This is a genomic window from Cedecea neteri (genome assembly GCF_000758305.1).
GTDB lineage: Bacteria > Pseudomonadota > Gammaproteobacteria > Enterobacterales > Enterobacteriaceae > Cedecea > Cedecea neteri_C.
In genome coordinates, this window is record NZ_CP009458.1 from 1,533,817 (window position 1) to 1,557,957 (window position 24,141).

Annotated in this window: 29 protein-coding genes; 21 read left to right on the plus strand and 8 right to left on the minus strand. The window is 56.9% G+C overall.

Annotated features, from left to right (window positions below):
• Positions 1 to 2: 2 nt before the first annotated feature.
• From frdD to frdA, 4 genes are read right to left on the minus strand one after another with little or no spacing between them, the layout of a single operon-like run.
• The gene (frdD, locus tag LH23_RS07195; protein ID WP_008453743.1) at positions 3 to 362 is read right to left on the minus strand and encodes a fumarate reductase subunit FrdD; all 360 of its coding nucleotides are present in this window, start codon (positions 360 to 362) and stop codon (positions 3 to 5) included.
• A 10-nt stretch (positions 363 to 372) separates the two neighbouring features.
• Positions 373 to 768: a fumarate reductase subunit FrdC gene (gene frdC, locus LH23_RS07200; protein WP_039289535.1), complete on the minus strand. Its 396-nt coding sequence runs from the start codon at positions 766 to 768 to the stop codon at positions 373 to 375.
• A gap of 10 nt (positions 769 to 778) precedes the next feature.
• A complete protein-coding gene (locus LH23_RS07205; protein ID WP_039289538.1) occupies positions 779 to 1,513 on the minus strand; it encodes a succinate dehydrogenase/fumarate reductase iron-sulfur subunit in 735 nt (244 codons plus the stop codon).
• Positions 1,506 to 3,296, minus strand: a complete 1,791-nt coding sequence (frdA, locus tag LH23_RS07210; RefSeq protein WP_039289541.1) for a fumarate reductase (quinol) flavoprotein subunit — start codon at positions 3,294 to 3,296, stop codon at positions 1,506 to 1,508. The genes LH23_RS07205 and frdA overlap by 8 nt, the downstream gene beginning before the upstream one ends.
• A gap of 332 nt (positions 3,297 to 3,628) precedes the next feature.
• Here frdA and LH23_RS07215 point away from each other — a divergent pair, with 332 nt between their 5' ends.
• The 3 genes from LH23_RS07215 to epmA all read left to right on the plus strand — a co-directional run bounded on the left by LH23_RS07215 (position 3,629) and on the right by epmA (position 6,517).
• Entirely contained in the window at positions 3,629 to 4,402 is a 774-nt protein-coding gene (locus tag LH23_RS07215; protein WP_039289544.1) for an isocitrate lyase/PEP mutase family protein, read from the plus strand.
• Positions 4,389 to 5,447, plus strand: a complete 1,059-nt coding sequence (locus LH23_RS07220) for a bifunctional transcriptional activator/DNA repair enzyme AdaA (RefSeq protein ID WP_039289548.1) — start codon at positions 4,389 to 4,391, stop codon at positions 5,445 to 5,447. Before LH23_RS07215 ends, LH23_RS07220 begins: the two co-directional genes overlap by 14 nt.
• Positions 5,448 to 5,539: 92 nt before the next feature.
• A complete protein-coding gene (epmA, locus tag LH23_RS07225) occupies positions 5,540 to 6,517 on the plus strand; it encodes an elongation factor P--(R)-beta-lysine ligase (RefSeq protein WP_039289552.1) in 978 nt (325 codons plus the stop codon).
• A 52-nt stretch (positions 6,518 to 6,569) separates the two neighbouring features.
• On the opposite strand, the gene LH23_RS07230 is transcribed toward epmA, so the two are convergent.
• The gene (locus LH23_RS07230) at positions 6,570 to 7,271 is read right to left on the minus strand and encodes a cysteine hydrolase family protein (protein WP_039289554.1); all 702 of its coding nucleotides are present in this window, start codon (positions 7,269 to 7,271) and stop codon (positions 6,570 to 6,572) included.
• Positions 7,272 to 7,410: 139 nt separating this feature from the next.
• Here LH23_RS07230 and LH23_RS07235 point away from each other — a divergent pair, with 139 nt between their 5' ends.
• From LH23_RS07235 to LH23_RS07245, 3 genes are all read left to right on the plus strand, one after another.
• The gene (locus LH23_RS07235; RefSeq protein WP_052050143.1) at positions 7,411 to 8,373 is read left to right on the plus strand and encodes a GlxA family transcriptional regulator; all 963 of its coding nucleotides are present in this window, start codon (positions 7,411 to 7,413) and stop codon (positions 8,371 to 8,373) included.
• 47 nt (positions 8,374 to 8,420) lie between these two features.
• Positions 8,421 to 8,951, plus strand: coding sequence for a GNAT family N-acetyltransferase (locus LH23_RS07240; RefSeq protein ID WP_039289556.1), 531 nt, complete (start codon positions 8,421 to 8,423; stop codon positions 8,949 to 8,951).
• A gap of 74 nt (positions 8,952 to 9,025) precedes the next feature.
• A complete protein-coding gene (locus LH23_RS07245; RefSeq protein WP_008453726.1) occupies positions 9,026 to 9,655 on the plus strand; it encodes a LysE family translocator in 630 nt (209 codons plus the stop codon).
• Between the two features lie 55 nt (positions 9,656 to 9,710).
• Here LH23_RS07245 and yjgA read toward each other — a convergent pair whose 3' ends face one another.
• Positions 9,711 to 10,265, minus strand: coding sequence for a ribosome biogenesis factor YjgA (gene yjgA, locus LH23_RS07250; RefSeq protein ID WP_008453724.1), 555 nt, complete (start codon positions 10,263 to 10,265; stop codon positions 9,711 to 9,713).
• Between the two features lie 99 nt (positions 10,266 to 10,364).
• Here yjgA and pmbA point away from each other — a divergent pair, with 99 nt between their 5' ends.
• Together pmbA and cybC are read left to right on the plus strand one after the other, a co-directional pair.
• The gene (pmbA, locus tag LH23_RS07255; RefSeq protein WP_039296438.1) at positions 10,365 to 11,717 is read left to right on the plus strand and encodes a metalloprotease PmbA; all 1,353 of its coding nucleotides are present in this window, start codon (positions 10,365 to 10,367) and stop codon (positions 11,715 to 11,717) included.
• 64 nt (positions 11,718 to 11,781) lie between these two features.
• The gene (gene cybC, locus LH23_RS07260; RefSeq protein WP_008453720.1) at positions 11,782 to 12,168 is read left to right on the plus strand and encodes a cytochrome b562; all 387 of its coding nucleotides are present in this window, start codon (positions 11,782 to 11,784) and stop codon (positions 12,166 to 12,168) included.
• A gap of 37 nt (positions 12,169 to 12,205) precedes the next feature.
• On the opposite strand, the gene LH23_RS07265 is transcribed toward cybC, so the two are convergent.
• Positions 12,206 to 12,838 (minus strand): CatB-related O-acetyltransferase, encoded by a 633-nt coding sequence (locus LH23_RS07265; RefSeq protein WP_039289560.1) that lies wholly within the window; start codon positions 12,836 to 12,838, stop codon positions 12,206 to 12,208.
• Between the two features lie 384 nt (positions 12,839 to 13,222).
• Here LH23_RS07265 and mdcA point away from each other — a divergent pair, with 384 nt between their 5' ends.
• The 8 genes from mdcA to mdcH all read left to right on the plus strand — a co-directional run bounded on the left by mdcA (position 13,223) and on the right by mdcH (position 20,294).
• Complete coding sequence (gene mdcA / locus LH23_RS07270; RefSeq protein ID WP_039289563.1) at positions 13,223 to 14,878, plus strand: malonate decarboxylase subunit alpha; 1,656 nt, start codon at positions 13,223 to 13,225, stop codon at positions 14,876 to 14,878.
• Positions 14,878 to 15,747, plus strand: a complete 870-nt coding sequence (locus tag LH23_RS07275; RefSeq protein WP_039289565.1) for a triphosphoribosyl-dephospho-CoA synthase — start codon at positions 14,878 to 14,880, stop codon at positions 15,745 to 15,747. Before mdcA ends, LH23_RS07275 begins: the two co-directional genes overlap by 1 nt.
• A gap of 10 nt (positions 15,748 to 15,757) precedes the next feature.
• Complete coding sequence (gene mdcC, locus LH23_RS07280) at positions 15,758 to 16,057, plus strand: malonate decarboxylase acyl carrier protein (RefSeq protein WP_039289567.1); 300 nt, start codon at positions 15,758 to 15,760, stop codon at positions 16,055 to 16,057.
• On the plus strand, positions 16,050 to 16,880 hold the full coding sequence (locus tag LH23_RS07285; RefSeq protein WP_039289571.1) for a biotin-independent malonate decarboxylase subunit beta: 831 nt from the start codon (positions 16,050 to 16,052) through the stop codon (positions 16,878 to 16,880). The genes mdcC and LH23_RS07285 overlap by 8 nt, the downstream gene beginning before the upstream one ends.
• Positions 16,880 to 17,680: a biotin-independent malonate decarboxylase subunit gamma gene (gene mdcE / locus LH23_RS07290; RefSeq protein WP_039289574.1), complete on the plus strand. Its 801-nt coding sequence runs from the start codon at positions 16,880 to 16,882 to the stop codon at positions 17,678 to 17,680. Before LH23_RS07285 ends, mdcE begins: the two co-directional genes overlap by 1 nt.
• Before the next feature lie 125 nt (positions 17,681 to 17,805).
• Positions 17,806 to 18,765, plus strand: coding sequence for an AEC family transporter (locus LH23_RS07295; RefSeq protein ID WP_039289577.1), 960 nt, complete (start codon positions 17,806 to 17,808; stop codon positions 18,763 to 18,765).
• Positions 18,766 to 19,389 carry a malonate decarboxylase holo-ACP synthase gene (locus LH23_RS07300; RefSeq protein ID WP_197062516.1) on the plus strand — a complete coding sequence of 208 codons (624 nt, stop codon included), beginning with the start codon at positions 18,766 to 18,768 and terminating at the stop codon, positions 19,387 to 19,389. It begins immediately after the preceding gene.
• The gene (gene mdcH, locus LH23_RS07305) at positions 19,386 to 20,294 is read left to right on the plus strand and encodes a malonate decarboxylase subunit epsilon (protein ID WP_039289585.1); all 909 of its coding nucleotides are present in this window, start codon (positions 19,386 to 19,388) and stop codon (positions 20,292 to 20,294) included. The genes LH23_RS07300 and mdcH overlap by 4 nt, the downstream gene beginning before the upstream one ends.
• Here the strand turns inward: mdcH and LH23_RS07310 are convergent.
• Positions 20,278 to 21,216 carry a LysR family transcriptional regulator gene (locus LH23_RS07310; RefSeq protein ID WP_039289588.1) on the minus strand — a complete coding sequence of 313 codons (939 nt, stop codon included), beginning with the start codon at positions 21,214 to 21,216 and terminating at the stop codon, positions 20,278 to 20,280. The genes mdcH and LH23_RS07310 overlap by 17 nt on opposite strands.
• Positions 21,217 to 21,618: 402 nt before the next feature.
• On the opposite strand from LH23_RS07310, the gene LH23_RS07315 reads away from it, so the two are divergent.
• The 5 genes from LH23_RS07315 (at position 21,619) to LH23_RS07335 (ending at position 24,113) form a co-directional block, all read left to right on the plus strand.
• Positions 21,619 to 21,921, plus strand: coding sequence for a glycine dehydrogenase (locus LH23_RS07315; protein WP_039289591.1), 303 nt, complete (start codon positions 21,619 to 21,621; stop codon positions 21,919 to 21,921).
• Positions 21,922 to 21,938: 17 nt separating this feature from the next.
• The gene (locus LH23_RS07320) at positions 21,939 to 22,301 is read left to right on the plus strand and encodes an SFCGS family glycine-rich protein (protein WP_008453696.1); all 363 of its coding nucleotides are present in this window, start codon (positions 21,939 to 21,941) and stop codon (positions 22,299 to 22,301) included.
• A 2-nt stretch (positions 22,302 to 22,303) separates the two neighbouring features.
• Complete coding sequence (locus tag LH23_RS07325) at positions 22,304 to 22,600, plus strand: DUF4312 family protein (RefSeq protein ID WP_039289594.1); 297 nt, start codon at positions 22,304 to 22,306, stop codon at positions 22,598 to 22,600.
• 83 nt (positions 22,601 to 22,683) lie between these two features.
• Entirely contained in the window at positions 22,684 to 23,460 is a 777-nt protein-coding gene (locus tag LH23_RS07330; RefSeq protein ID WP_008453692.1) for a DUF4311 domain-containing protein, read from the plus strand.
• Between the two features lie 11 nt (positions 23,461 to 23,471).
• A complete protein-coding gene (locus tag LH23_RS07335) occupies positions 23,472 to 24,113 on the plus strand; it encodes a DUF4310 family protein (protein ID WP_008453690.1) in 642 nt (213 codons plus the stop codon).
• The last annotated feature ends 28 nt before the right edge of the window (positions 24,114 to 24,141 follow it).

Here is a 24,141-nt window from a genome sequence, read left to right on the forward strand (position 1 = left end):
GGCTAGAGCGTCAGCAGGCCAATAATGGTCACCACCGTCAGAATAGCGGCCAGGCCGTAGAACACCCATTTCCCGGCTGGCACGTGGATCTTCAGGTCGTGCATCGCATGGTGGATACGGTGCAGGCCACACCACAGCGGCAGCACAATCATCAGCAGCAGGAACAGACGGCCAATCCAGCTGTGGGCGAAGGCATAAACGCGGTCAAAGCTCAGCGCATCGCCCGGGAACAGGCCGAGCGGCAGCATGATACCGACCAGTAGTACGATAACCGGCGCAAAAATTGCGCCCCACATGCCGCCTGCGCCAAACAGGCCCCAGAATACCGGCTCGTCGGAACGTTTTGGATTTTGGTTAATCACCTCAGCCTCCTTACCAGAACAGTGCTACAAGCAGCACAACGACAGTCACCAGTGCAGTGACAACCCACAGTCCCTTGATGACCGGCTCCGGCCCCATTTTCTCGCCTTTAACGATGACGTTCGCGGCCTTTGGCGCCAGCTCAAACCAGGTTTTGGTGTGCAGCACGGCGGCGGCAAGCGTAATGAGATTGAGGATGATCACCACCGGGTTTTGCAGAAAACCTACAAAGCCAGCCCAGCCTTCTACGCCGTGTTTCAGCGAGAAAAGGCCATAAATCAGTACGATGCTGAACCAGACTGTCGGAACCGAAGTGCCTTCACGCAGCATATAAAAACGGTAGAAGCCGAGTTGCCGCCACCAGGTCGGCGCCATGGGACGGACATAAGGCTTACGTTTCGTGGTCATGGTGCACTCCTTAGCGTGGTTTCAGGGTGGCAATCAAAAAGTCTTTCGAGCTTTCGACTTTGCCCTGCTGGATGGCCGCGGCCGGATCGACGTGTTTTGGACAAACTTCGGAGCAGTAGCCAACAAAGGTGCAGCTCCACACGCCGTTTTGCCCGTTGAGCTGCGGCATACGCTGTTTCTTGCCGTGGTCACGGCTGTCCAGGTTGTAACGATGAGCGAGGGTAATCGCCGCCGGGCCGATAAACTCAGGGTTCAGGCCAAACTGTGGGCAGGCGGCATAGCACAGCCCGCAGTTGATGCAGCCGGAGAACTGATGGTATTTCGCCATCTGTGCGGGCGTCTGCTTGTTTGGGCCCTGATCCGGCGTGCGTGGGTTGCCGATGATATAAGGCTTAATCGACTCCAGGCTTTCGATGAAGTGGGTCATGTCGACCACCAAATCGCGCTCGATCGGGAAGTTTGCCAGCGCTTCAACTTTGATGCCGTTGGTGTATTCGCGCAGGAAGGTTTTACAGGCCAGCTTCGGTACTTTGTTGACCATCATGCCGCAGGAGCCGCAAATCGCCATGCGGCACGACCAGCGGTAGCTGAGGTCCGGCGCGAGGTTATCTTTGATATAACCCAGCCCGTCCAGCAGCGAGGTTTGCTCGTCAAACGGCACCTCGTAGATTGCGCTATGTGGCTGGCTGTCCGTTTCCGGGTTGTAGCGCACAATCTCAATCTTCAGGGTTTGCATCTCAGCCATTTGCCTTCTCCTTTTTCTCAGCGTCTTCCGCTTCTGCGCCGTACACGCGTTTTGCTGGCGGCAGCGTGGTGATCTTCACATCGCTATAGTCGAGGCGAGTGGTGCCGTCGGCGTCGCGGAAGGCCAGAGTATGTTTAAGGAAGTTGACGTCATCACGCTCGGTATAGCCTTCGTCCAGGCGCTGGTGGGCGCCGCGCGATTCTTTACGTGCGAGGGCGGAGTGCGCCATGCATTCGGCAACGTTCAGGCCGTGGCCCAGTTCAATGGTGTACAGCAGATCGGTATTGAAGACGCTTGAGGTGTCGGTAATGCGCACGCGTTTGAAGCGTTCCTGGAGCTCCGCCAGCTTGTCGACGGTTTTCTGCATTAACTCCGTGGTGCGGTAAATCCCGCAGCCTTCCTCCATGGACAGTCCCATCTCGTCGCGGATTTTCGACCAGTTTTCGTTGCCTTCCTGGTTCACCAACTGCTTCAGGCGGCCTTCAACATCGGTGGCCTGAGCGTTCAGCGCGGCATCGTTAGCCGGTTGCGCTTGTGCGGCGCGTTCCATTGCCTGCTCGCCCGCCAGGCGGCCAAAGACCACCAGTTCTGCCAGCGAGTTAGAGCCCAGACGGTTGGCACCGTGCAGGCCAACGGAGGAACATTCGCCCACCGCGAAAAGCCCTTTGATGCGGGTTTCGCACTGGGTATCAGTCTCGATACCGCCCATGGTGTAGTGCGCCGTTGGGCGAACCGGGATCGGCTCTTTGACCGGGTCAACGCCCACGTAGGCTTTGGCCAGTTCGCAGATAAACGGCAGACGCTCAAGCAGCTTTTTCTCGCCGAGATGGCGCAGGTCGAGGTACACCACATCGCCGCGCGGAGTGGAAATAGTGTTGCCTTTGCGCCACTCGTGCCAGAAAGCCTGAGACACTTTATCGCGTGGACCGAGTTCCATGTATTTGTTCTTCGGCTCGCCGAGCGGAGTTTCCGGCCCCATGCCGTAATCCTGCAGGTAGCGATAGCCGTTTTTGTTCACCAGAATGCCGCCTTCACCACGGCAGCCTTCGGTCATCAGGATGCCGGAACCCGGCAGCCCGGTTGGATGGTATTGCACAAACTCCATGTCGCGCAGCGGCACGCCGTGGCTCAGCGCCATGCCCATGCCGTCCCCGGTGACGATGCCGCCGTTGGTATTGTAGCGATAAACGCGTCCGGCACCGCCGGTGGCCATCACTACCGCATTGGCGCGGATTTGCACCAGCTCGCCTTCCATCATATTCATGGCAACGACGCCGCGTGCCTGGCCGTCATCGACCAGGATGTCGAGCACGAAATGTTCGTCGAAGCGTTGAATTTGCGGGAACTGAAGGGAAGTCTGGAAAAGCGTGTGGAGCATATGGAAGCCGGTTTTGTCGGCGGCGAACCAGGTCCGTTCGATCTTCATTCCGCCGAAGCGCCTGACGTTGACGCTACCGTCCGGACGGCGGCTCCACGGGCAGCCCCACTGCTCAAGCTGGGTCATTTCGGTGGGGCAATGGTGAACGAAGTAGTCAACCACATCCTGCTCACACAGCCAGTCGCCTCCGGCAACGGTGTCGTGAAAATGGTAGTCGAAGCTGTCGTGATCCTGCGCGACGGCTGCGGAACCCCCTTCGGCGGCAACCGTGTGGCTGCGCATTGGGTAGACTTTGGAAATCAGAGCGATTTTTGCCTGTGGATTAGCCTGGGCCGCCGCAATGGCTGCTCGTAGGCCTGCTCCGCCGGCGCCTATAATGGCGAGATCGGCTTGAAAGGTTTGCACGACATTCCTCCAGATTTTAGTAATTCGCAAAGCTATACGACCAAAGGGTATTCACTGCCCGAAAGGCGGTGGCTGCGAAAGGTGTATCCCTGCTCCTTTTTAGGTAGAGGAAGTATAACCGGAGGGATTTTAGGGAAATTTGATTTGTTCGATTTTTTTACTGTTCTACGGGACGATTAATTACCGCTGTTAATGAATTACGTCACAAAAATGAATGTTTAAATGGTGTAGTGCGAAGAAAAAATAGCGAAAAATAGTCGTCTGTTTTTCGGTTGTTGCCGCCCCGGCTTGAAGCACAGAATCTTTCCATTCTATAAAGGCAGGGGATAAAAATGAGCTTCAGTCAGATGCATTATCAGAGCACGCCATTGGTGCTGGCTAACGTTTGGGATGTCACCAGCGCTCAGGCGGCACAGACGGCGGGTTATCAGGCGTTGGGCACCTCAAGCGCGGCAATCGCCGATATGCTGGGCTACAAGGATGGAGAAGAAATACCATTTTCCGTACTCCAGGCCCTGGTGGGCCGCATACGTGAGTGCGTCAATTTGCCGCTTTCCGTTGATATGGAAGCCGGGTATGGGGAAGACACCGAAACGGTGGTGCGCCAGGCCATTCAACTGGCAGCACTGGGCGTCGTCGGCATTAACCTTGAAGACAGCAAAGTTGAGCAGGGAGCGCGTCGTTTACTGGATGCAAAACAGTTCGCAGCCCGCCTGAGCTCGATAAAGTCAGGATTAGACGCCGCGAAAACACCGCTCTTTATCAATGCCAGAACCGATGGCTTTTTGCTCGGCGAACCGGATGCGCTGAATCAAACGCTCGCCCGCGGCAGGCTATATCAGCAGGCGGGGGCTGACGGCTTCTTTGTGCCCTGCGCGACCGTGCCGGAAGATATTCAGGCGATTGCCAGCGCAGTTGATCTGCCGCTTAATATTATGTGTATGCCGGGTTTGCCCGACTTTAATCAACTGGCGGCGCTTGGGGTGAAACGCATTTCGATGGGGAATTTTGTGCACGCTGCGCTGAACCGCAAGTTACAGCAGCTGTTGTTTAGCCTTCGGCAACAGGGTGCATTTGACGAGATCTTTGCTGATGAAAATCCTTGATATCGAGCAGTGCGATGCCTGGTACGAGGCGCTGGTGGCGCGTTCTTCCGAGCATGTTGGCGTTTTTTTTGTGGGCGTGAAAACCACCGGCGTGTTCTGCATTTCCAACTGCCGCGCCCGTAAACCTAAGCGGGGTAACGTTGAGTTTTATAACGACTTCAAATCCGCGCTTCACGCGGGCTTTCGTCCCTGCAAAATTTGTCGCCCCACCGAAAACGCCTTCTCTGCGCCGCCCATAGTCGAGCAGGCCATTGCCCTGTTCAGGGCGAGTAGTGAGAACCGGGTCAGCGATGGCGAGCTGCGGCAGCACAACATCAGTCCCGAGCGTCTCCGCCGCTGGTTTGTGCAACATCACGGGATGACTTTTCAGGCCTGGCAGAGAATGCTGCGAGTGAATATGGCATTGCAGGAGCTCAGGCGAGGGAAAAGCGCGACGGATGCCGCGTTTAACAGCGGCTACGATTCACTGAGTGGGTTTGGCTACACCTGCAAAAAACTCACTGGCGATGCCCCCAGCCGGGCGACAGACATCATCGTTATTCACCGTTTTACCACCCCCATCGGGCCGATGTTTGTGTGTGCCACCGAGCAGGGCGTATGCCTGCTGGAGTTTGTTGACCGACGCGCACTGGAGCGGGAATTCGACGATCTGCAGTCGCGGCTCAACGCCCGCATCATCGTCGGGGAAAATAATCATACGCGGCAGACGGAGAAAGAGATCGAGGAATACTTTGCCGGAAAGAGACAACAGTTCACCCTTGCCCTGCATACGCCGGGCAGCGCGTTTCAGCAAAAAGTCTGGCAGCAGCTCGATACCGTGCCTTATGGGGAAACGTCCCACTATCAGGCGCTGGCGATAAAAATGGAGAACCCGGATGCCGTGCGCGCGGTGGCCGGAGCCAACGGTGCGAACCGGGTAGCTATTGTCATTCCGTGCCACAGAATCATCGGTAAAAACGGCGCTATGACGGGATACGGTGGTGGCATTGCGCGGAAAAAATGGCTGCTGGAGCATGAGAAAAAATTTGCGCAACGCGGGCCATAAAACGCTCAGAATAAAATTCTCTGCGCAAAATTTGTCTCCTTTCTGTGATGCGGGTAGACTTCTCGGCCTTGCATAAATACGGAGACTTTCTCATGAGCGAAACGGCCACCTGGCAGCCGAGCGCATCCATCCCCAATTTGTTAAAACGCGCCGCCATTATGGCGGAGATTCGGCGCTTCTTCGCCGACCGAGGCGTTCTGGAGGTGGAAACACCCTGCATGAGCCAGGCGACGGTTACCGATATTCATCTGGTGCCGTTTGAAACCCGTTTCGTCGGCCCAGGCCATTCTCAGGGCATGAATTTGTACCTGATGACCAGCCCGGAGTACCACATGAAACGCCTGCTGGCGGCGGGTTGTGGTCCGGTGTTCCAGCTGTGCCGCAGTTTCCGTAATGAAGAGATGGGGCGTCACCACAACCCGGAATTCACCATGCTGGAGTGGTATCGTCCGCACTACGACATGTACCGCCTGATGAATGAGGTGGACGATCTCCTGCAGCAGGTGCTGGAATGCGGTGCAGCAGAAAGTCTGTCTTACCAGCAGGCTTTCCAGCGTCATCTGGATATTGATCCGCTGTCTGCGGACAAAGCGCAGCTGCGTGAAGCGGCGGCGAAGCTCGACCTGAGCAACATCGCCGACACAGAAGAAGACCGGGACACGCTGTTGCAGCTGCTGTTTGCTATGGGCGTAGAGCCGCAGATTGGTAAAGACAAACCGACCTTTGTGTACCACTTCCCGGCAAGCCAGGCTTCTCTGGCGCAGATCAGCACCGAAGATCACCGCGTGGCGGAGCGTTTTGAGGTGTATTTCAAAGGCATCGAACTGGCGAACGGCTTCCATGAGCTGACCGACGCCCGTGAACAGCAGCAGCGTTTCGAGCAGGATAACCGCAAACGCGCGGCGCTTGGCCTGCCGCAGCAGCCGGTGGACATGAACCTGCTGGCGGCGCTGGAAGCCGGCATGCCGGACAGTTCCGGCGTGGCGTTGGGCGTTGATCGCCTGATTATGCTGGCGCTGGGGGCGGAAAGCCTCGCCGAGGTCTTAGCCTTTACGGTGGACCGCGCTTAACGCCCGAAGACTTAACGTTAGAAGAAAATTGGCCCCAAAAGGGGCCATTTTTTTAGCCCTTAGTCACGGGCATCTTCAAGACTTCATCCGTGGTTTTAATCTCTGCAAACACGTCAGCTACCCCCGCCAGCGCCGCTTCCTGCAGCACTTTATGATCGACAACTTTGTTATCCCAGGTCGCGAGGTCACGCGTGGCCGTGGCATCTTCAGGAATAATCACCTGATAACCCAGCGGAACCGCGTCGCGAGCGGTCGAAGAGACGCACATATGGGTCATCAGGCCGGTCACGACCAGTTGCTTGATCCCTTTCGCTTTTAGCTGGCTGTCGAGCGTGGTGCCCACAAATGAACTTGGCGTTTCTTTGGTAATAACATAGTCAGCTTTGGTCGGCTGCAGATCTTTATGGAATTCTGCAAAGCGGCTGCCTTTGGCAAACAGCGGGCCGTTCGCCGGGCCGAGGTGCTGCACGAAGTAAACCGGCATCCCTTCTTTGTGGGCAAAGCTCACAAGGCGTTTGGTGTTATCCAGCGCTTTTTTACCGTCCGGGATGGGCATCTTGCCGCTGAAATATTCGTTCTGGAAATCAATGACGATGAGTGCCGTGGTTTTGGCATCCAGCGTGCGGGTTTTCTCTGCGCCGCTCATGGTACGGATAGTTGGGGCCTGCTCGGCGGTTTTGGTTTCAGCCTGCAGGCTCAGGCTGGCGGCGGCCATTGACAGGGCTAAAGTGCTACTGGCAATTAATTTTCTCATTTTGCTCTTCCTTGGGTATGTTACTGAGGAGGCGCGCTCTGCGCCGTGGACGAGATAAAGTTTGCCGCGCTAGCCGGATTGAAAATAGCTACCGTGATACCCAAAACCGTGCGTATTGCGCCAAATTGTCGGAGGCAGGATGTCAGCGATTAAAATAGGGATTGTCGTGTTTCCTGACATCATTCCTTTTCACCTCTCGGTGCCCTGTGCGGTGTTTGAAAAAGCCGTCGATGAGGCAGGCCTGCCTTATTATGAGCTGGCCGTGTGCGCGACGCAGCCGGGGCCGCTAAAAACCAACGCAGGGTTTACCATTACCGCCGAACACAGCCTGGTGGCGCTGGATGAGATGGATATGGTGATTGTGCCGAGCTGGAGCGATCCCGCCGTCGCACCGCCTGCTGAACTGCAGGCTGCCCTGAAAAGTGCCCACACGCGTGGCGCAAAAGTGGTGGGTTTGTGCATGGGGGCGTTTGTGCTGGCGGCCTGCGGGCTGCTTGATGGCCGCCCGGCGACAACCCACTGGAACTGGATGCAGGCTTTCAGCCAGCTTTACCCCTTGGTCGCCCTGGACCGAAACGTGCTTTATGTCGATGAAGGCGACGTGGTGACCTCGGCTGGAACGGCGGCCAGCATTGATTGCTGCCTGCATTTGGTCCGGCAGCAGTGCGGTGCCGAAGTGGCTAACCACGTTGCTCGCCTGCTGGTGGTGCCTCCGCAGCGGCAGGGCGGGCAGGCGCAGTTTATCGAGCAGCCGGTGTATAACACCCACGGCGGGGATCGCTTTATGCAGACGCTCGGCTGGGCAACGCAAAATCTACAGGAGGCCATTTCGGTTGATGTCCTGACAAGCCGAGCCTGTATGAGCCGCCGGACGTTTACCCGTCGCTTCCAGCAAACGACCGGCACAACGGTGACGCAATGGCTGCTTAATCAACGCCTGGCGCTGGCACAGCGCTTTCTGGAAAAAACGGATCAGCCGGTGGAACAGGTGGCAATGGCGTCCGGTTTTAGCTCCGCGCTTTCGCTGCGGAGGCATTTTCAGCAGCAATTTAAAACGTCGCCTTCTTTGTACCGCAAGGCGTTTCAGATCAAAGGCAAGTAGCCCGCCGCCAGGTTATTTCTCCGCCTGCATTTGGTAAACTGCGCGCCATGCTAACGATAAAACGAATTACCGACCGCAGCTCCCCGTATTTTGACCGCGTGGACGAGCTGTATGAAAGCGCCTTTCCGCGCCATGAGAAACGCCAGCCCGCCGCAAAAATTAGCGCACTAGCCAACCCAAACTACAGCCTGCAGGCCTGGTTCGACGGCGAGCAGTTTGTCGGCATGATCGGCGCGTGGGATTTTGGTGACTATGCCTATATTGAGCACCTCGCCGTGAACGGCCAGCTGCGTGCACAGGGCTACGGCAAGCGAATGCTGAGCCAGTTTTTGCAGCTCTACCCGCAAACTATCCTCGAAATCGATCCGCTCACCACCGAGATCGCCCATAAGCGGCTACGTTTCTACCAGAGCCTCGGTTTCTGCGAAAACGACTATGTACATCACCATCCGACTTACCATGCGGACATCCCCGATCATCAACTGATTGTGCTGAGTTATCCGCAGCCCATTGGTGAGGCGCGGTATCAGCGATTTTTTGACGATCTCTGTCGCGTCGTGATGGAACGCCCGCTTTAACCTAAACGTTTTAAAGTACCCGGCAGGCAGAAGCCGCCGGGCACTAATCTATTTTTTTTACCAGGACTAGATGGATGGATATCACCACGCTTTTTCTTTACGTCATCGCCGTTAGCGCGGTCATGGTGACGCCCGGCCCGTCAATGCTTTTAGCGCTCAATAACGGGGCAACTTACGGGATGCGTATTGCGGGCTACGGTTTTCTCGGTGCCGTACTGGCTGACCTGCTGCTGATTGGCGCGGTCGGCTGTGGCCTGGGGGCGTTGTTACAGGCATCCGAGCAGCTGTTTGCGGTAGTGAAGTGGGGCGGGGCACTTTACCTGGTCTATCTGGCTTACGTGCTGTGGCGCGCACCTGCTAAGGCGCTAAGCGTGAGCGCTTCGGCGGCGGTGGCTACGGGCAAAACGGCGTTTCTGCGATCGCTGATGGTCGGTTTATCCAACCCCAAAGGGCTGCTGTTCTTCTCGGCCTTTTTGCCACAGTTCATCCGCCCGCAGGAGCCGGTGGCGATGCAGTACATGATTCTGGCGCTGGTCAGCGCGATTATCGACTGCATTATGATGACGATTTACGCCTGGGGTGGCCGCCACGCGATGCGTAAGTTCTCGGCCAACGTGATGCGCTGGGTGAACCGCAGCTGTGCGGGGATGCTTGCCGTGCTGGCGGTGGGCGTGGCGCTATATCGACGCAGTAATTTGACCTGAAAAAGGTCAGAGGAAATTGAGCGCTGGCCGGGGAAAACAGGCCAGCGCTAGCGTCTTAGCTTTCCTGCTCTTCGGCGAGTTCGCGAAGGTAAGAGAAGATCTGACGGTAGGACTTAGGCGGCTTATTGGCCGCTTTTTCTTTTTGCGCGTTACGGATCAACACGCGCAACTGCTGGCGGTCCGCCTGCGGATAAAGTCTCAGGACTTCGCTCATCGCGTCATCGCCTTCTTCAACCAGGCGGTCGCGCAGGGCTTCCAGCTTGTGGAACAGCGAAACCTGCTGGTTGTGGCGGTTTTTCAGCTTGTCGAGCGCCTGACGGATTGGGTCCATATCGCGGGAACGCATCATCTTGCCGATCAGCTGCACCTGGCGGCGGCGGCCTTCTTTCTTGATGCGCTGCGCCAGCTCAATGGCGGCACGTAAATCATCGTCGAGCGGGATTTTTTCCAGGGCATTTTTGCCCAGTTCCATCAGCTCAACGCCCAGGCGTTTTAGCTCTTCGGCGTCGCGCTTAATCTCACTTTTACTGACCCAGATAATTTCATCATCTTCGTCTTCATTTTCATCATCGGGCACGTCGTCGAGCCAGTCTTCGGGCTGCTTGGTCATATTAGGCTCCTTAAAAAGTTGACGCGGATATTACCAGCAATGGGCCTGCACTGCGAAATTGTTCTGATCCTGTTAGACTTGAACGACTCACCTTACATTATGGCAGTAGCGATGAAAGTAAACACGCAAGTAGCACAACAACGTCAGGTTCTGGAGCAGGCGGTTTCACAGGCGCTGGAGCTGGCAAAGGGCAAGTCAGACGGCGCGGAAGTGGCGGTCAGTAAAACCACCGGTATCAGCGTCAGCACCCGCTACGGTGAGGTGGAGAACGTCGAATTTAATAGCGATGGTGCGCTGGGCATCACCGTTTATCACCAAAACCGCAAAGGCAGCGCTTCGTCCACAGATCTGAGTCCGGACGCCATTGCCCGTACCGTGCAGGCCGCGTTGGATATTGCGCGCTATACCTCGCCGGACCCTTACGCTGGCGTGGCGGATAAAGAACTGCTGGCCTTTGATGCACCCGATCTGGATCTTTTCCACCCAACGGAAATTGACCCGGAGCGCGCCATTGAGCTTGCCGCGAGAGCGGAAAACGCGTCCCTGAACGTGGACAAACGCATTACCAATACCGAAGGCGGCAGCTTTAACAGCCATTACGGCATCAAAGTTTTCGGCAACAGCCACGGTATGCTGCAGAGCTACTGCTCCACTCGTCATTCCTTGTCGAGCTGCGTAATTGCCGAAGAAAACGGTGATATGGAGCGGGATTATGCTTACACCATCGGTCGCGCGATGGAAGACCTGAAATCACCTGAATGGGTCGGGGCCGACTGCGCGCGTCGCACGTTATCTCGTCTGTCTCCACGTAAGCTGTCCACCATGAAAGCGCCGGTGATTTTCGCTAATGAAGTGGCGACCGGGCTGTTTGGTCACCTGGTCGGCGCGATTGCGGGCGGCGCGGTGTACCGCAAATCAACTTTCCTGCTGGATTCCCTGGGCAAGCAAATCCTGCCGGACTGGCTGACCATTGAAGAGCATCCGCACCTGCTGAAAGGCCTGGCTTCCACGCCATTCGACAGCGAAGGCGTGCGCACCGAACGCCGCGATATCATCAAGGACGGCGTGCTGCAGCAGTGGCTGCTGACCAACTATTCCGCGCGCAAGCTTGGGCTGAAAAGCACCGGTCACGCGGGCGGCATCCACAACTGGCGCATTGCTGGCCAGGGGCTGGGCTTTGAGGAAATGCTGAAACAGATGGGCACCGGTCTGGTCGTAACCGAGCTGATGGGGCAGGGCGTGAGCGGCATTACCGGCGACTATTCTCGCGGCGCGGCGGGCTTCTGGGTTGAGAACGGCGAGATCCAGTATCCGGTGAGCGAAATCACCATCGCCGGCAACCTGAAAGACATGTGGCGCGAGATAGTTACTATTGGCAACGATATAGAAACACGTAGCAACATTCAGTGTGGTTCAGTCTTACTTCCGGAGATGAAGATAGCCGGTCAGTAAAGCAATGTGGCGCGTCCTGCCGCGCCCGTTTCTCATATAAAAAAGATAAAGGAAAGGTGAGTAAATGCGTAAGCAACTGATTGCAATGTTAGCCGTATCATCCGTGTTACTGTCCGGCGCTGCGTTTGCCAAAGATGTTGGCGACGACATGGACATTATCGCGAAAAACTACAAGACCGTGCTGAGCACCAAAGACGCCGCCGAGCTGAAAACTTCACTGGGTAATATGCGTGAAGCGGCTCTGGATGCGCAGAAAGGCACCCCGCCTAAGCTGGAAAATGAAGCGGCCGACAGCGCCAACATGAAAGAGTACCGCCACGGGTTTGATATCCTCGTGGGCCAGATTGACGGTGCACTGAAATTGGCCAACGAAGGCAAAGTGACAGAAGCTCAGGCTGCTGCCGCTGACTTCAAAACCACTCGCGATACCTACCACAAGAAGTTTCGCTAAGATTTAAGAACGGGCGGGTTATTCCCGCCCGTTTTCTTTACCGCAGTGCTCCCACATCGTGCTCCAGCGCAGCAATATCGTTATTGCTCAACAGGGGCCGAATCGCCTGAAAGTGCTCGTCGCTTAGCTGATAAATTCGCAGCTTTAGCAGCCGCTCAATCACCTCAGGTTCGAAACGTAGGGCGATTGGTTTGGCCGGGTTACCGCCGACAACGCTATAAGGTGCGACGTCTTTCGTCACCACGCTGCCAGCGGCAATAATCGCGCCTTCACCGATGGTCACGCCGGGCATTATCATCGCCCTCATACCTATCCAGCATCCATCCCCGAGCGTGGTGTCGCCTTTGGCGCGGTAGGCGTCTTTGATGGTCTCGATAAAGGGGTAAAGGGAAAACCAGTCGCCTCGGTGCGTGTGGTTGCCGCCCATCAGGATCACCGCCTCGGCGGCGATACAGACGTAATCCCCTATCCACAGCTGGTCAAGTTTGCCAATGGATTCCCACTCCCGGCTCACCGCATCACCTTGCAGGTAGCGCACCACGCTTCGCTCAAAACCGCTATCCCAGCAGTCGCTGTAATAACTGTGCTGGCCTTTGATATGAATATTGGGGTTGGTCACCGTTTCGTGCAGGTACTCGACCTGAGACCAGTGCTTTTCAGTCTTTGACATGTTTTTTCTCACAGCAAAAGTGTGCCCACGGAACAAAGTTCCGTTTCAAATTGCAGACGGAAATGTGTGAGCGCGCTAAGCGATGCGCGGCTGTTTTAGCAGAGGATTGTTGAGTATGGCGACGAGCTGCATGACGTTAAAACCTGTATTTAAGACTCGCCAATTTTAACATCGGGGGCGGCAGAGTACACTTTTTTCCCCTTCGTCCGTGTAGCGCACCCCGGCTCTCTTCGCCTTCTACCTCGATCACAAAACGGTAAATCCATTATTACTCTAAGGCTAATGATTGGTTCCTGAGCTTAATTGATAGCCAACCCGGCGTGGCGCACACTTTTAACCAGACTAAAGCCAATCAAAATGATTCGCTGAATCAGGAGGTTAATAATGAGTGCTAGCCAAACGCCTGCCCGCGTCTGGAACACACGCCGCACCGAGAAGCAACGGCGGATGGCGTCCAGCAACGTACAGGGCAAGGTGATCCCGACCGGGGACCTCGTCGGCGTAATGGAAAAGCTGATTGCGCCAGGCGACCGGGTGGTGCTGGAAGGGAACAACCAGAAACAGGCTGATTTCCTCTCCCGTATGCTGGCGGAAGTCAGCCCACAAAAAGTGCACGATCTGCATATGATCATGCCAAGCGTAGGCCGCAGCGAACACCTTGATATTTTTGAAAAAGGTATCGCCCGCAAGCTTGACTTCTCTTTCTCCGGCACCCAAAGCCTGCGTATTTCTCAACTGCTGGAAGACGGGCAGTTAGAAATTGGCTCGATTCACACCTACATCGAGCTTTATGCTCGCTTGTACGTCGATCTTGCGCCTAACGTCGCGCTTATCGCCGGTTATAAAGCCGACCGCAAAGGCAACTTGTACACCGGGCCGAGTACTGAAGATACGCCCGCATTGGTTGAAGCAGCCGCCTTCCATGACGGCATTGTTATCGCCCAGGTTAATGAACTGGTAGACGACGACTGTGACCTGCCGCGCGTGGACATTCCCGGTTCGTGGATTGACTATGTGGTGGTTGCCGACAAACCCTTCTTTATCGAACCGCTGTTTACCCGCGACCCGCGCCTGATCAAGCAGGAACACATCCTGATGGCGATGATGGCTATCAAAGGCATTTACGCTGAGCATCAGGTGCAGTCGTTGAACCACGGGATCGGCTTCAACACCGCCGCCATCGAGCTACTGCTGCCCACCTACGGCGAACAGCTCGGCCTGAAAGGTAAAATCTGCAAGCACTGGACCCTGAACCCGCACCCGACGCTGATCCCGGCGATTGAAAGCGGCTGGGTTGAGAGCGTGCACTGCTTCGGCGGTGAGCTGGGGATGGAAGAGTACATCCGCGCTCGCCCGGATATTTTCTTTACCGGCGCAGACGGCTCCATGCGCTCTAACCGCGCCATGTGTCAGTTGGCAGGGCAATACGCGGTGGATATGTTTATCGGTTCCACTCTGCAGGTTGATGGCCTGGCTAACTCTTCTACCGTGACGCGTGGCCGCCTGTCGGGCTTCGGCGGCGCGCCAAACATGGGCCATGATCCGCATGGTCGTCGCCATGCCACACCGGCCTGGCTGAACATGATCACCGAACCTGACCCGATGCAGCGCGGCAAAAAGCTGGTGGTGCAGATGGTCGAAACCTTCCAGGCGGGCGTGAAACCGACCTTCGTAGAAACTCTGGACGCCGTTGAGGTGGCTAAAACCTCCGGTATGCCGCTGGCGCCAGTGATGATTTACGGCGACGACGTCACCCACGTCCTGACCGAGGAAGGGATTGCATATCTTTACCGTGCGGAGAGCCTGGAAGAGCGCCGGGCGATGGTGGCGGCAGTTGCCGGTATCACCGACATCGGCCTGGGCGTTGACGCTAAGCGCGTCGCGGCGCTTCGCCAGAGCGGCAAAGTGGCCTACCCGGAAGACATGGGGATCCGCCGTAGCGAGGCGACCCGTTCCCTGCTGGCGGCAAGCAGCGTGGCCGATCTGGTCGAATGGTCCGGCGGTCTCTACAACCCGCCAGCGAAATTCCGGAGCTGGTAATGAAATTACATCCACAGAAAGGCGTTGAGGCCGGTGCGGGCTGGCTGGCAAGGGCGGCGACCCAAAGCCTGATTGAAGAAGCCCGCCTGAGCCCGAAACCCGGTCTGGTGGACAGCCGGGGGAATGGCGCCCATCACGACCTCAGCCTGGCGCTGATGGAGCGATCGGCCCACAGCCTGACCCCGACATTTCATGCTCTGGCATTACAAAGCTGGGAACGTCCGGCCGACATTGCTCTGCGCCAGCTGGTCGGGCGCCTGGGGCGCGAAGGGGAGCAGCAGATGATGGCGGCGACCTGTGGGGTGAATACCCACCGGGGCGCAATCTGGGCGCTCGGCCTGCTGGTTTCCGCCGCCGCTATGCACGGTATGGCAGGCAGCAGCGCGGAGATTACCGCTACGGCGGCACGGCTGGCTGCGCTTCCTGATGAGGCTGCACCCAAGAGCTTTAGCAAAGGGTTGAGAGCCACAAGACGCTATCGCCTGCCGGGCGCACGAGAAGAAGCTCAGCAGGGTTTTCCTCACGTTATGCGTCTCGCGCTGCCTCAGCTCCGCCGCAGTCGCCAGTCCGGAGCAACCGAAGGCGAGGCTCGCATTGATGCTCTGATGGCGATTATGACTTCGTTGTCAGATACCTGCGTTCTCTCGCGTGCCGGATTAACCGGCCTGGAAACGATGCAGAACGGCGCCCGCAACGTGCTGATCAACGGCGGTATCTCGCGCAAAGAAGGCCGCGATGCGCTGGACATGCTCGACCGCAACATGCTGGCGCTGAATGCTTCTCCGGGTGGTGCGGCAGATTTGCTCGCCGCCACGCTTCTGCTGGACTGCATCGCTAACGATGCCACCCCGCTTCACTCACTTATTTAACGAGGGCGTTATGGAACACATTACGTTGTCATTTCCGGCAACCCGCACGGTCACAGGTAAAGCTCTGGCTGGCGTGGTGGGCTCCGGTGATATGGAAGTCCTTTTTTCTGCCGCACAAGGGCAGACCCTGACCATCGACATCACTACTTCCGTCGATAACAGCGAAAAACGCTGGAAAGCACTTTTCGATCGCCTGGCCGCGCTGAGCAGCCTGCCCGCCGGGCAGCTAAAAATTCATGATTTTGGTGCGACGCCGGGCGTGGCGCGTATCCGTATCGAACAGGTCTTTGAGGAGGTGGCTCATGCGTGATGACAGCAGCTTTATTGAATTAAGAGCCCGCGAGCGTGCACGCCTGCTGCTGGATGAAGGCAGCTATCGTGAACTGCTCGACCCATTCGACGGCATTATTTCGCCCTGGCTGGGGCTGCAGGGCATCGTGCCTCAGTCCGACGACGGGATGGTCGTTGCCAAAGGCACGATTAACGGTGGCCCGGCGGTGGTGATTGCCATCGAAGGTGCATTCCAGGGCGGCAGCATGGGCGAAGTGTCCGGGGCGAAAATGGCGGCCGCGCTTGAACTGGCGGCAGAAGACAACCGCAGCGGCATTCCTACTCAGGCTGTGCTTTGCCTGGAAACCGGTGGCGTGCGCCTGCAGGAGGCCAACCTCGGTCTGGCGGCGATTGCCGATATCCACGCGGCGATTGTCGATTTACGTCGCTACACGCCGGTGATTGGCGTCGTGGCCGGCACCGTGGGCTGCTTCGGCGGGATGTCGATCGCCGCCGCGCTTTGCAGCTACTTGATTGTGACCCGTGAGGCACGTCTTGGCCTCAACGGCCCGCAGGTTATCGAGCAGGAGGCGGGCATTGAAGAATACGACTCCCGCGATCGGCCGTTTATCTGGGGCATGACTGGCGGCGAAGTTCGCTATCAGAGCGGGCTGGTGGATGCGCTGGTTGGCGACGGCATTCATGCCGTGAAGCAGGCGGTCAACGAAGCCATCGCCAAAGGCGTTCCGGCTCAGCACCGCACCGATAACTACGCGTGGTATCTGGATCGCCTGACCCATTTTGACACCAGCCAGCAGGCTGATGCCGAACAAATCAAACAGCTTTTTGGGGAGAAACGCTAATGAGCCAGAAACTGAATCGCGCCGCCGTTTGGCTGGACACTTTGGTCCCGGATGCACCACGTATGGCGGGGCTGTGCGCCTCCGTACAGGTCGCCGACGGCAACGTTGACGGGAAACCTGCACGCTTTATCGCCGTGGTGCCCGATGCCAATAACCATTATCCCCGGGCGGCTGGCGGCGAAGTAGGGCTGTTAGAAGGCTGGACGCTGGCAAAAGTGGTCAGTGAAACCATCGCTGAAGATGCCGATAAGGCTGAAAAGCGCGCCATCGTCGCGGTGATTGATGTCCCAAGCCAGGCCTATGGGCGTCGCGAAGAGGCATTCGGTATTCACCAGGCGCTGGCAGGTGCCGCAGGCGCTTACGCCAATGCCCGCCTGGCCGGGCATCCTGTTGTGGGCCTGATTGTCGGCAAAGCGATGTCCGGGGCGTTCCTCGCCCACGGTTACCAGGCTAACCGGCTGATTGCCTTTAACGACAAGGGCGTGATGATCCACGCGATGGGAAAAGAGTCCGCCGCGCGTATCACCTTGCGCACCGTGGAGGCGCTGGAAAAACTGGCCGCCACCATTCCACCGATGGCCTACGACATCAGCAACTATGAAACCCTGGGTCTGCTTTCCGCGCTGCTGGATATCAACAACCCGGATGCTCCGCAAAGTGACGATGTGGCAAAAGTGCAGGCAGCCCTGAGCACAGCGGTGAAAGAAGCACGTAGCGAGACTTCGCTGAAATGCCGTCTACTGGCGAAAAATCGCCACAGTTCGGCGCTGGTTCGTGAACGTATGCGCGCCAGCTGGTAATAAAAAAGACAAACCTGCCGGACTCTATAACCGGGCACGGTAAGCCGTGCCTGAGTAAAAAAAACGTCCGAAAATAATAAATATCGCGACCGTGCTAACTCTCTTTATTGACTCAAGGTGAAGTTATGACTTACGTGATCGTTCATGCTCTGGCCCCTATTTTTGTCATCATGCTGCTGGGATTTTTCGCCGGCAAAGCGAAAATGGTCGATAACAAAAATGTCTCGCTGCTTAACATTTTTGTGATGGACTTTGCTCTACCCGCCGCGCTGTTTAGCGCGACAGTTCAAACGCCGTGGCTTGGCATTGTTCAGCAGTCTCCACTGATTGTGGTGCTGGTGCTTGCGATGTGGATTACCTACGCGGCGATTTACTTCCTTGCGACCAACGTATTTAAAAAGTCGCCGCAGGATGCCGCCGTGTTAACCCTTACCGTGGCGCTGCCTAACTATGCTGCGCTCGGCCTGCCAATATTAGGCAGCGTGCTCGGGGAAGGCTCTTCGACTTCACTTTCCGTGGCGGTATCTATTGCCTGCGGTTCCGTCCTGATGACGCCGTTCTGCCTGCTTATCCTTGAGCGTGAAAAAGCGCGTGCGGCCGGTGAAAACAGCGGCTCTACGCTGGCTATGCTGCCGGTGCTGATGTGGCGCTCGGTGAAAAAACCTATCGTCTGGGGGCCGTTGCTGGGGGTTGTGCTGTCGGCTATCGGTATCCGTATGCCTGACCTTCTGCTGGCTTCGATTAAACCGCTGGGCCTGGCCGCTACCGCCGCCGCGCTGTTCCTGACCGGGGTGATCCTGTCTGCCCGTAAGCTGCAGATCAACACCATGGTTATCTCCGCGACCGTCACCAAGCTGCTTATTCAGCCGTTTATCGCCTGGGGGATCGTGCTGGCGTTTGGTCTGACCGGCCCGGTGGCGATCACTTCCATTCTGATGATTGCTCTGGCTGCTGGTTTCTTTGGCGTTGTTTTTGGTAACCGCTTTGGCGTGCAGTCGCCGGATGCAGAAGCCGTGTTGTTGCTGAGCTCGGTACTCTCTATCCTGTCGCTACCGCTGTTTATTACGCTGACTTCAGGACTTTAAATTATGCCGACATTACGCCCCCACGATCTCCTTTGGCTCACCGACCGCGAAGCGCTGGAAGGGGTGAGCGAAGAATGGGTCACAAGCCAGTGGCGACCTGCGCTGCCGGTGGTGGTACGGCGTGATGTCGAGCGTGAAGGCCGTGTGCCGGTAGGCGTGCGGGGAATGCGGCGCGACCAGCGCGCGGCGGGCTGGGTGCATCCGGCGAGCGTAAAGAGCGTTGTTAGCCCGGAGATGTTATCCAGCCGCGAGCTGCTGCTCAATTCTGCTTTTGTTTCCATGCCACCGGTGCAGGCGGCTATTCAACTGGCAAGTCGCCCGTGGACATGGTGCTGGGGTATTACCGGGAGCGTAGGCTACGCGCTGGCAACAGAAGTGCCGGTAATGCATGCCGCGAGCGACCTGGATTTGCTGATTCGCAGTCCGCAGCCCCTGGCAAAAGAGGTGCTGGCAGAGTGGCAGAGCCTGACCGACAAACTGCTTTGCCGGGCCGACACGCAAATCGAAACGCCCTATGGCGCATTTGCGCTGGCGGAATGGCTAAGGGAAAAACGCGTGCTGCTGAAAACCAACCAGGGGCCGCAGCTCGTGGCCAACCCCTGGCAGCCGGAGGATAACGGATGAAGATACTTTTTACTTTTCCCGGGCAGGGAACGCAGCGCGCTGGCATGCTGCAACATTTACCCGAGCGTGATGCCATCATGGCGCAGGTGAGGGTGGTTTTAGGGGATGAAACCGACCAACTGGATAGCGTTGCCGCGCTGAAACACACTCGCGCCGTGCAGCTTTGTCTGCTAATCGCTGGCGTGGCCTGGGCGCAGGAGCTTGAGCGTAACGGCGTGAAGCCGGACATGGTTAGCGGCCTGTCTATTGGTGCATTTCCGGCGGCTGTCGTCGCCGGGGTAATCAGTTTTTCCGATGCCCTAAGACTGGTGGCACTTCGCGGCGACCTGATGGAGCAGGCTTATCCCGAAGGTTACGGCTTAACGGCCATCGTCGGGCTGCGCCTTGAGCAGGTTGAAGCCCTTGTCGCGGGGAGTGGAACCTATATCGCGAATATCAATGCCGAGCAGCAAATCGTCATTGCCGGGAGCGAGCAGGCTATGGCGAAGGTGGCGCACAGAGCGCTGGAGCAGGGCGCGCAAAAAGCTCGCCCACTGGCGGTTAGCGTGCCGTCCCATTGTGTGCTGCTGAACGAACCTGCTCAGACGCTTAAGCAGGCGTTTGCCGATGTAGCCTTGAACCGCCCGTCCTGCGCTTATCTCAGCGGTAGCACGGGCCGCGTGCTTTGGTTACCCGAACAAATTGCGGAAGATCTTGCGCTCAACATGGCGCGCACGGTGCGCTGGCGAGAGGCGATGGTTGCTGCCAACGAGCGGGACGTGCGTCTGGCCATTGAAATGCCGCCGGGCAGCGTGCTTTCGGGGCTGACGCGACAGGCGTTTCGGGAGGGAATCACCGTCTGCCGCGAACAAAACAGCGTGGCGGCTATCGTTCATCTTGCGGAAAAAACTAAGGTGGCGCGTTAGGCGTATCGATAAACGAGCGGGCGTACATGCGCCCCTCGGCGGCCAGCGCCAGCAGGTTCGGATCGAGTTCGCGATTACGGGCGAAGACGATAGCGATGGTCTGCTTCATCTGGTATTGCTCGGCGAGTCGTAAAAGCTGCACCGAATTTTCATACACCTTCTTCATTCTTCCGGGCATCAACGTGAGCCCGACGCCCGCCTGTACCAGGCTGACCATCGAGAAAATGTCGTTTACCCGGGTGACGATTTCCGGTTCGAAACCGGCGACGCTAAAGGCTTCCTGAAAGCCCGCGTAGGTCGCAAAGCCTTCCGCCAGAGAAACGAATTTCTCACCGTGGAATTCGCGCAAATCTGCCGGATGGCTGGTGTCGAGCGGGAAGCTGGTCGGTGCCGCCAGGAAAATATCGTCCCGGAACATTGGCAGGACTTCCAGCCTTGAGCGATCGACTTCGCCTTCGGAAATAGAGATCAGGATGGCGTCCAGCACGCCGTCTTCCAGCATATTTAGCAGCACCTGATTTGAACCCATAGTGAGATCCATTTCCAGCTCTGGCCGCCTGAGTTTCATGCCCATGATCAGTTTTGGCACGGTTTCGAGCGTCAGGGAATAGAGGGTGCCGATGCGCAACCGTCCCTGGCCTACACCCGCAGCCTGACGGGTTTCATCGATGCCGCGCGTCATCAGCGCAACCACCTCTTTGCTGTGCTCCAGAAGGGTAAACGCAGACTCTAGCGGCACCAGGTTGCGCCCTTTATGGATAAACAGCGGGCAGCGCACACCCTCCTCCAGGGTATGCAATGCGCGATGCACGCTAACCCCGCTGATACCTAGCGCTTCGGCGGTGCGCGCAATGTTCCCTTTCTCCATAAACTCCATGAATATCTCAAGCTTACGGAAGGTGATTTCAGCGTCGATTTTCATTACCCGGCGATAACCCCAGTCGGAAAAATTATGCCATTAAGGTATAGCAAACGAGACCGAACGGCACTGATGAGCCGCAATAAGCAGCAGGATTTACTGTTACACCACGAACGTATCCGTCATAAGCAACGCCAATGATGGCGGTAAAACGGTCCTTTCATCACACTTTCAAACAAAAAACGCCGCTGGAAAAACGGTCTTTTATCACCTGGTTATGTGAGCCATTTCACGGTAAGCCAGCGGAAAAGCGTCATTCCGGCTCTTTATGTGGAACAGATCACTATTGCAGCTGCGATTTCCACTTCGAAGTGGAAAACAACTCGCTACAAACCTTTCCCCCCGCCAGGTAGCTTAAAAAACAGATTAGTTAACGAGGTACCCAGGGTGAATAACGGAGCGGTAATGGTTAATGAAGCCGAGGAGTTAACGGCGCGTATTCAGGGTTTTATTGACGCGCTGTTCAAAAGTAAACACATCACGCCTAACGCGGTACAGGAACAAATGCTGGCCTCTCACGTGAAGGCGATGATTCATCGCTCTCTGACCGGAGAGCCGTTACCAGAAGTGGAAGAGAGCTTGTTCGAGGAGATCTCCGCGGAGTCGATGGAAATGGCGCAGGCGGTGGTCGATCAGTTCGGGAATCTGCCGGTAGAAGAAGCGTGGTTGCTGTCAGTGCATTTCGAAGTGGCGAAAGACAATCTTTGAATAATCAGGAGAAAACAATGGAACAAATTACCGTAGTCATTGGTGACCGTCTGGGCAAAGGCCAGAAAGTTGCAGCAGGGATCGAAAAAGCGGGCGGTCGCGCCGTGGTTATTCCAGGCGTTGCCGCCGACATGAAGCTGGGCGACGTGATGAAAGCAGAAAATGCCACCTTTGGTATCTCCTTCTGCGGCAGCGGCGGCGCGGGTGCCATCACCGCACAAACCAAACATGGCTACAAAGCGAAGTACGGCATGCGCTCCGTTGATGAAGGTGTGACGGCGATTAACGAAGGCAACAACGTGCTTGGCTTTGGCTTTATGGACAAAGAAGAGCTGGGTGAGCGCCTGGTACAGGCGTGGAACAAGAAGTACGGCAGTTAAGTATGAAAGAAAAATTCGCTACCACGGTGCGAGTTAGCGGGCGCGGCGATACCAAAGCCAAAGCCTTTTCCGACGCCCTGAATCACGTTCAGGGCACGGTGCTTAAATCCACCAACCACATTCTTCTGCGCATTGAGCCACAGGACGTGCAGGTTGTTCAGGCGCAGGTCAGGGTGCGCAAAGAAGCTTTTCTGTTCTTCTTCCTGCGCCGGGAAAGGCGGAGCTACAGCGTGGAGCTGGATGTTTCCGTCAACGTGACGGCTCTTAACCTCGATGAGGTGGATTTCGTCTCTAATTAATTCAAACATTTATACCCAATTAGCTGGTGTTGTAGTTCACGCGTCTACAGCGACAGATAAGCAGGGTAGAAAAGGGCAGATACATGTTCTTAATCATACTATTCAAATCACTCATTATCGGCGGCCTCGTCGGTGTGGGCGTTGGTGCCGGGGCCGCGCGTATGTTCCATGCGCCAACCTCTCAGGGCATGGGCGCATTTCGTACACTCGGCGAGCTGAACTCCTGCGAAGGGGACCCGGCTTCTCACTTCTCCTTTGGGCTTGGCTTCTTCTTTAACGCCTGGGCATCTTCCGTCGCGGCGGGGGCATTCACCCAGGACGTTGACCACCGCATCATCCCTAACTGGGGCGCGGCGGCACTGATGGTGAAGAACCGTAACGTGGCGGAAACCCTCCACGACCCGAAAAAAATGGCTATCGCCTGCGGCATCATCGGCATGATCGTGGTGGCGTTCCTGAACTCTACGGCCTCTGCGGTGCCAGCGGCGCTTCAGGTCACGGCAGTCAAAGTGCTGGTGCCTGCGGCTAATTTGCTGGTGAACACTGTGATGCCGGTTATTTTCTGGCTGGCGGCTATCGATGCCGGTAAAAAATCTGGCTTCTGGGCAACCATTTTCGGCGGCGCAGCGCAGCTGATCATGGGCAACGCCGTGCCGGGGCTGGTGCTGGGTATCCTGATCGGTAAAGGCGTTGAAGAAAGCGGCTGGCACCGCGTCACCAAAGTGATGATGACGGCTATCGTGGCCCTGTTTGTGCTGAGTGCCTTCTTCCGCGGGTTCGACATGAAGATGATCGAGTCTTTCCACATGACCGTGCCGAACTGGCTGGATCTGCTGCATAACTCGCTGAGCGGCAAATAAGGGGATAACGCATGGAACAGAATAAAGGCTTTTGGTACGCGGACTGGTCATTCCCGATCTTTGTCGGCCTGCTCTCCTCCGGCGTGTTTGCCGGGACACACATGTACTACCTGTACGGTATCGGCGCGTTTAACGAAGTGGCCTTCGTGGCGATGCTGAAGTCCGGGATTGATACCGGCGTTTACGGCGCGGTGGCGGCGTTTGGCGCCAGCTTCCTGTTTGCCCGCATCATCGAAGGCTCTCTGGTCGGGATCCTGGATATTGGTGGGGCGATTCAAACCGGCGTAGGCCTCGGCGTTCCGGCGCTGCTGCTGGGCGCGGGCTTTGTCTTCCCGGTGGCAAACTTTGCCGCATCGCTGGTGACCGGCCTGGTGATTGGTCTCGCCATTGGCTACATCATCATCCTGGCACGTAAGTTCACCATCAATCAGAGCGACTCGACCTACGGGGCGGACGTCATGATGGGCGCGGGCAACGCCTCCGGCCGCTTCCTTGGGCCGTTGATTATCCTCAGCGCCATGACGGCTTCGATTCCTATCGGCATCGGCTCGTTGATCGGCTCTCTGCTGTTTTACCTCTGGGGCAAACCGATTACCGGCGGGGCGATCCTGGGCGCAATGATTTTAGGTTCCATTTTCCCGGTAGCGTTGTAAGTCGTATTTCCAGGGCGGACGGGCTGCG

Coding starts and splice junctions, on each gene's coding strand:
- frdC (WP_039289535.1), bottom strand. CDS start 768: ATGACCACGAAACGTAAGCCTTATGTCCGTCCCATGGCGCCGACCTGG.
- LH23_RS07205 (WP_039289538.1), bottom strand. CDS start 1,513: ATGGCTGAGATGCAAACCCTGAAGATTGAGATTGTGCGCTACAACCCG.
- LH23_RS07215 (WP_039289544.1), top strand. CDS start 3,629: ATGAGCTTCAGTCAGATGCATTATCAGAGCACGCCATTGGTGCTGGCT.
- LH23_RS07220 (WP_039289548.1), top strand. CDS start 4,389: ATGAAAATCCTTGATATCGAGCAGTGCGATGCCTGGTACGAGGCGCTG.
- epmA (WP_039289552.1), top strand. CDS start 5,540: ATGAGCGAAACGGCCACCTGGCAGCCGAGCGCATCCATCCCCAATTTG.
- LH23_RS07230 (WP_039289554.1), bottom strand. CDS start 7,271: ATGAGAAAATTAATTGCCAGTAGCACTTTAGCCCTGTCAATGGCCGCC.
- LH23_RS07235 (WP_052050143.1), top strand. CDS start 7,411: ATGTCAGCGATTAAAATAGGGATTGTCGTGTTTCCTGACATCATTCCT.
- LH23_RS07240 (WP_039289556.1), top strand. CDS start 8,421: ATGCTAACGATAAAACGAATTACCGACCGCAGCTCCCCGTATTTTGAC.
- LH23_RS07245 (WP_008453726.1), top strand. CDS start 9,026: ATGGATATCACCACGCTTTTTCTTTACGTCATCGCCGTTAGCGCGGTC.
- yjgA (WP_008453724.1), bottom strand. CDS start 10,265: ATGACCAAGCAGCCCGAAGACTGGCTCGACGACGTGCCCGATGATGAA.
- pmbA (WP_039296438.1), top strand. CDS start 10,365: ATGGCAGTAGCGATGAAAGTAAACACGCAAGTAGCACAACAACGTCAG.
- cybC (WP_008453720.1), top strand. CDS start 11,782: ATGCGTAAGCAACTGATTGCAATGTTAGCCGTATCATCCGTGTTACTG.
- LH23_RS07265 (WP_039289560.1), bottom strand. CDS start 12,838: ATGTCAAAGACTGAAAAGCACTGGTCTCAGGTCGAGTACCTGCACGAA.
- mdcA (WP_039289563.1), top strand. CDS start 13,223: ATGAGTGCTAGCCAAACGCCTGCCCGCGTCTGGAACACACGCCGCACC.
- LH23_RS07275 (WP_039289565.1), top strand. CDS start 14,878: ATGAAATTACATCCACAGAAAGGCGTTGAGGCCGGTGCGGGCTGGCTG.
- mdcC (WP_039289567.1), top strand. CDS start 15,758: ATGGAACACATTACGTTGTCATTTCCGGCAACCCGCACGGTCACAGGT.
- LH23_RS07285 (WP_039289571.1), top strand. CDS start 16,050: ATGCGTGATGACAGCAGCTTTATTGAATTAAGAGCCCGCGAGCGTGCA.
- mdcE (WP_039289574.1), top strand. CDS start 16,880: ATGAGCCAGAAACTGAATCGCGCCGCCGTTTGGCTGGACACTTTGGTC.
- LH23_RS07295 (WP_039289577.1), top strand. CDS start 17,806: ATGACTTACGTGATCGTTCATGCTCTGGCCCCTATTTTTGTCATCATG.
- mdcH (WP_039289585.1), top strand. CDS start 19,386: ATGAAGATACTTTTTACTTTTCCCGGGCAGGGAACGCAGCGCGCTGGC.
- LH23_RS07310 (WP_039289588.1), bottom strand. CDS start 21,216: ATGAAAATCGACGCTGAAATCACCTTCCGTAAGCTTGAGATATTCATG.
- LH23_RS07315 (WP_039289591.1), top strand. CDS start 21,619: ATGGTTAATGAAGCCGAGGAGTTAACGGCGCGTATTCAGGGTTTTATT.
- LH23_RS07320 (WP_008453696.1), top strand. CDS start 21,939: ATGGAACAAATTACCGTAGTCATTGGTGACCGTCTGGGCAAAGGCCAG.
- LH23_RS07325 (WP_039289594.1), top strand. CDS start 22,304: ATGAAAGAAAAATTCGCTACCACGGTGCGAGTTAGCGGGCGCGGCGAT.
- LH23_RS07330 (WP_008453692.1), top strand. CDS start 22,684: ATGTTCTTAATCATACTATTCAAATCACTCATTATCGGCGGCCTCGTC.
- LH23_RS07335 (WP_008453690.1), top strand. CDS start 23,472: ATGGAACAGAATAAAGGCTTTTGGTACGCGGACTGGTCATTCCCGATC.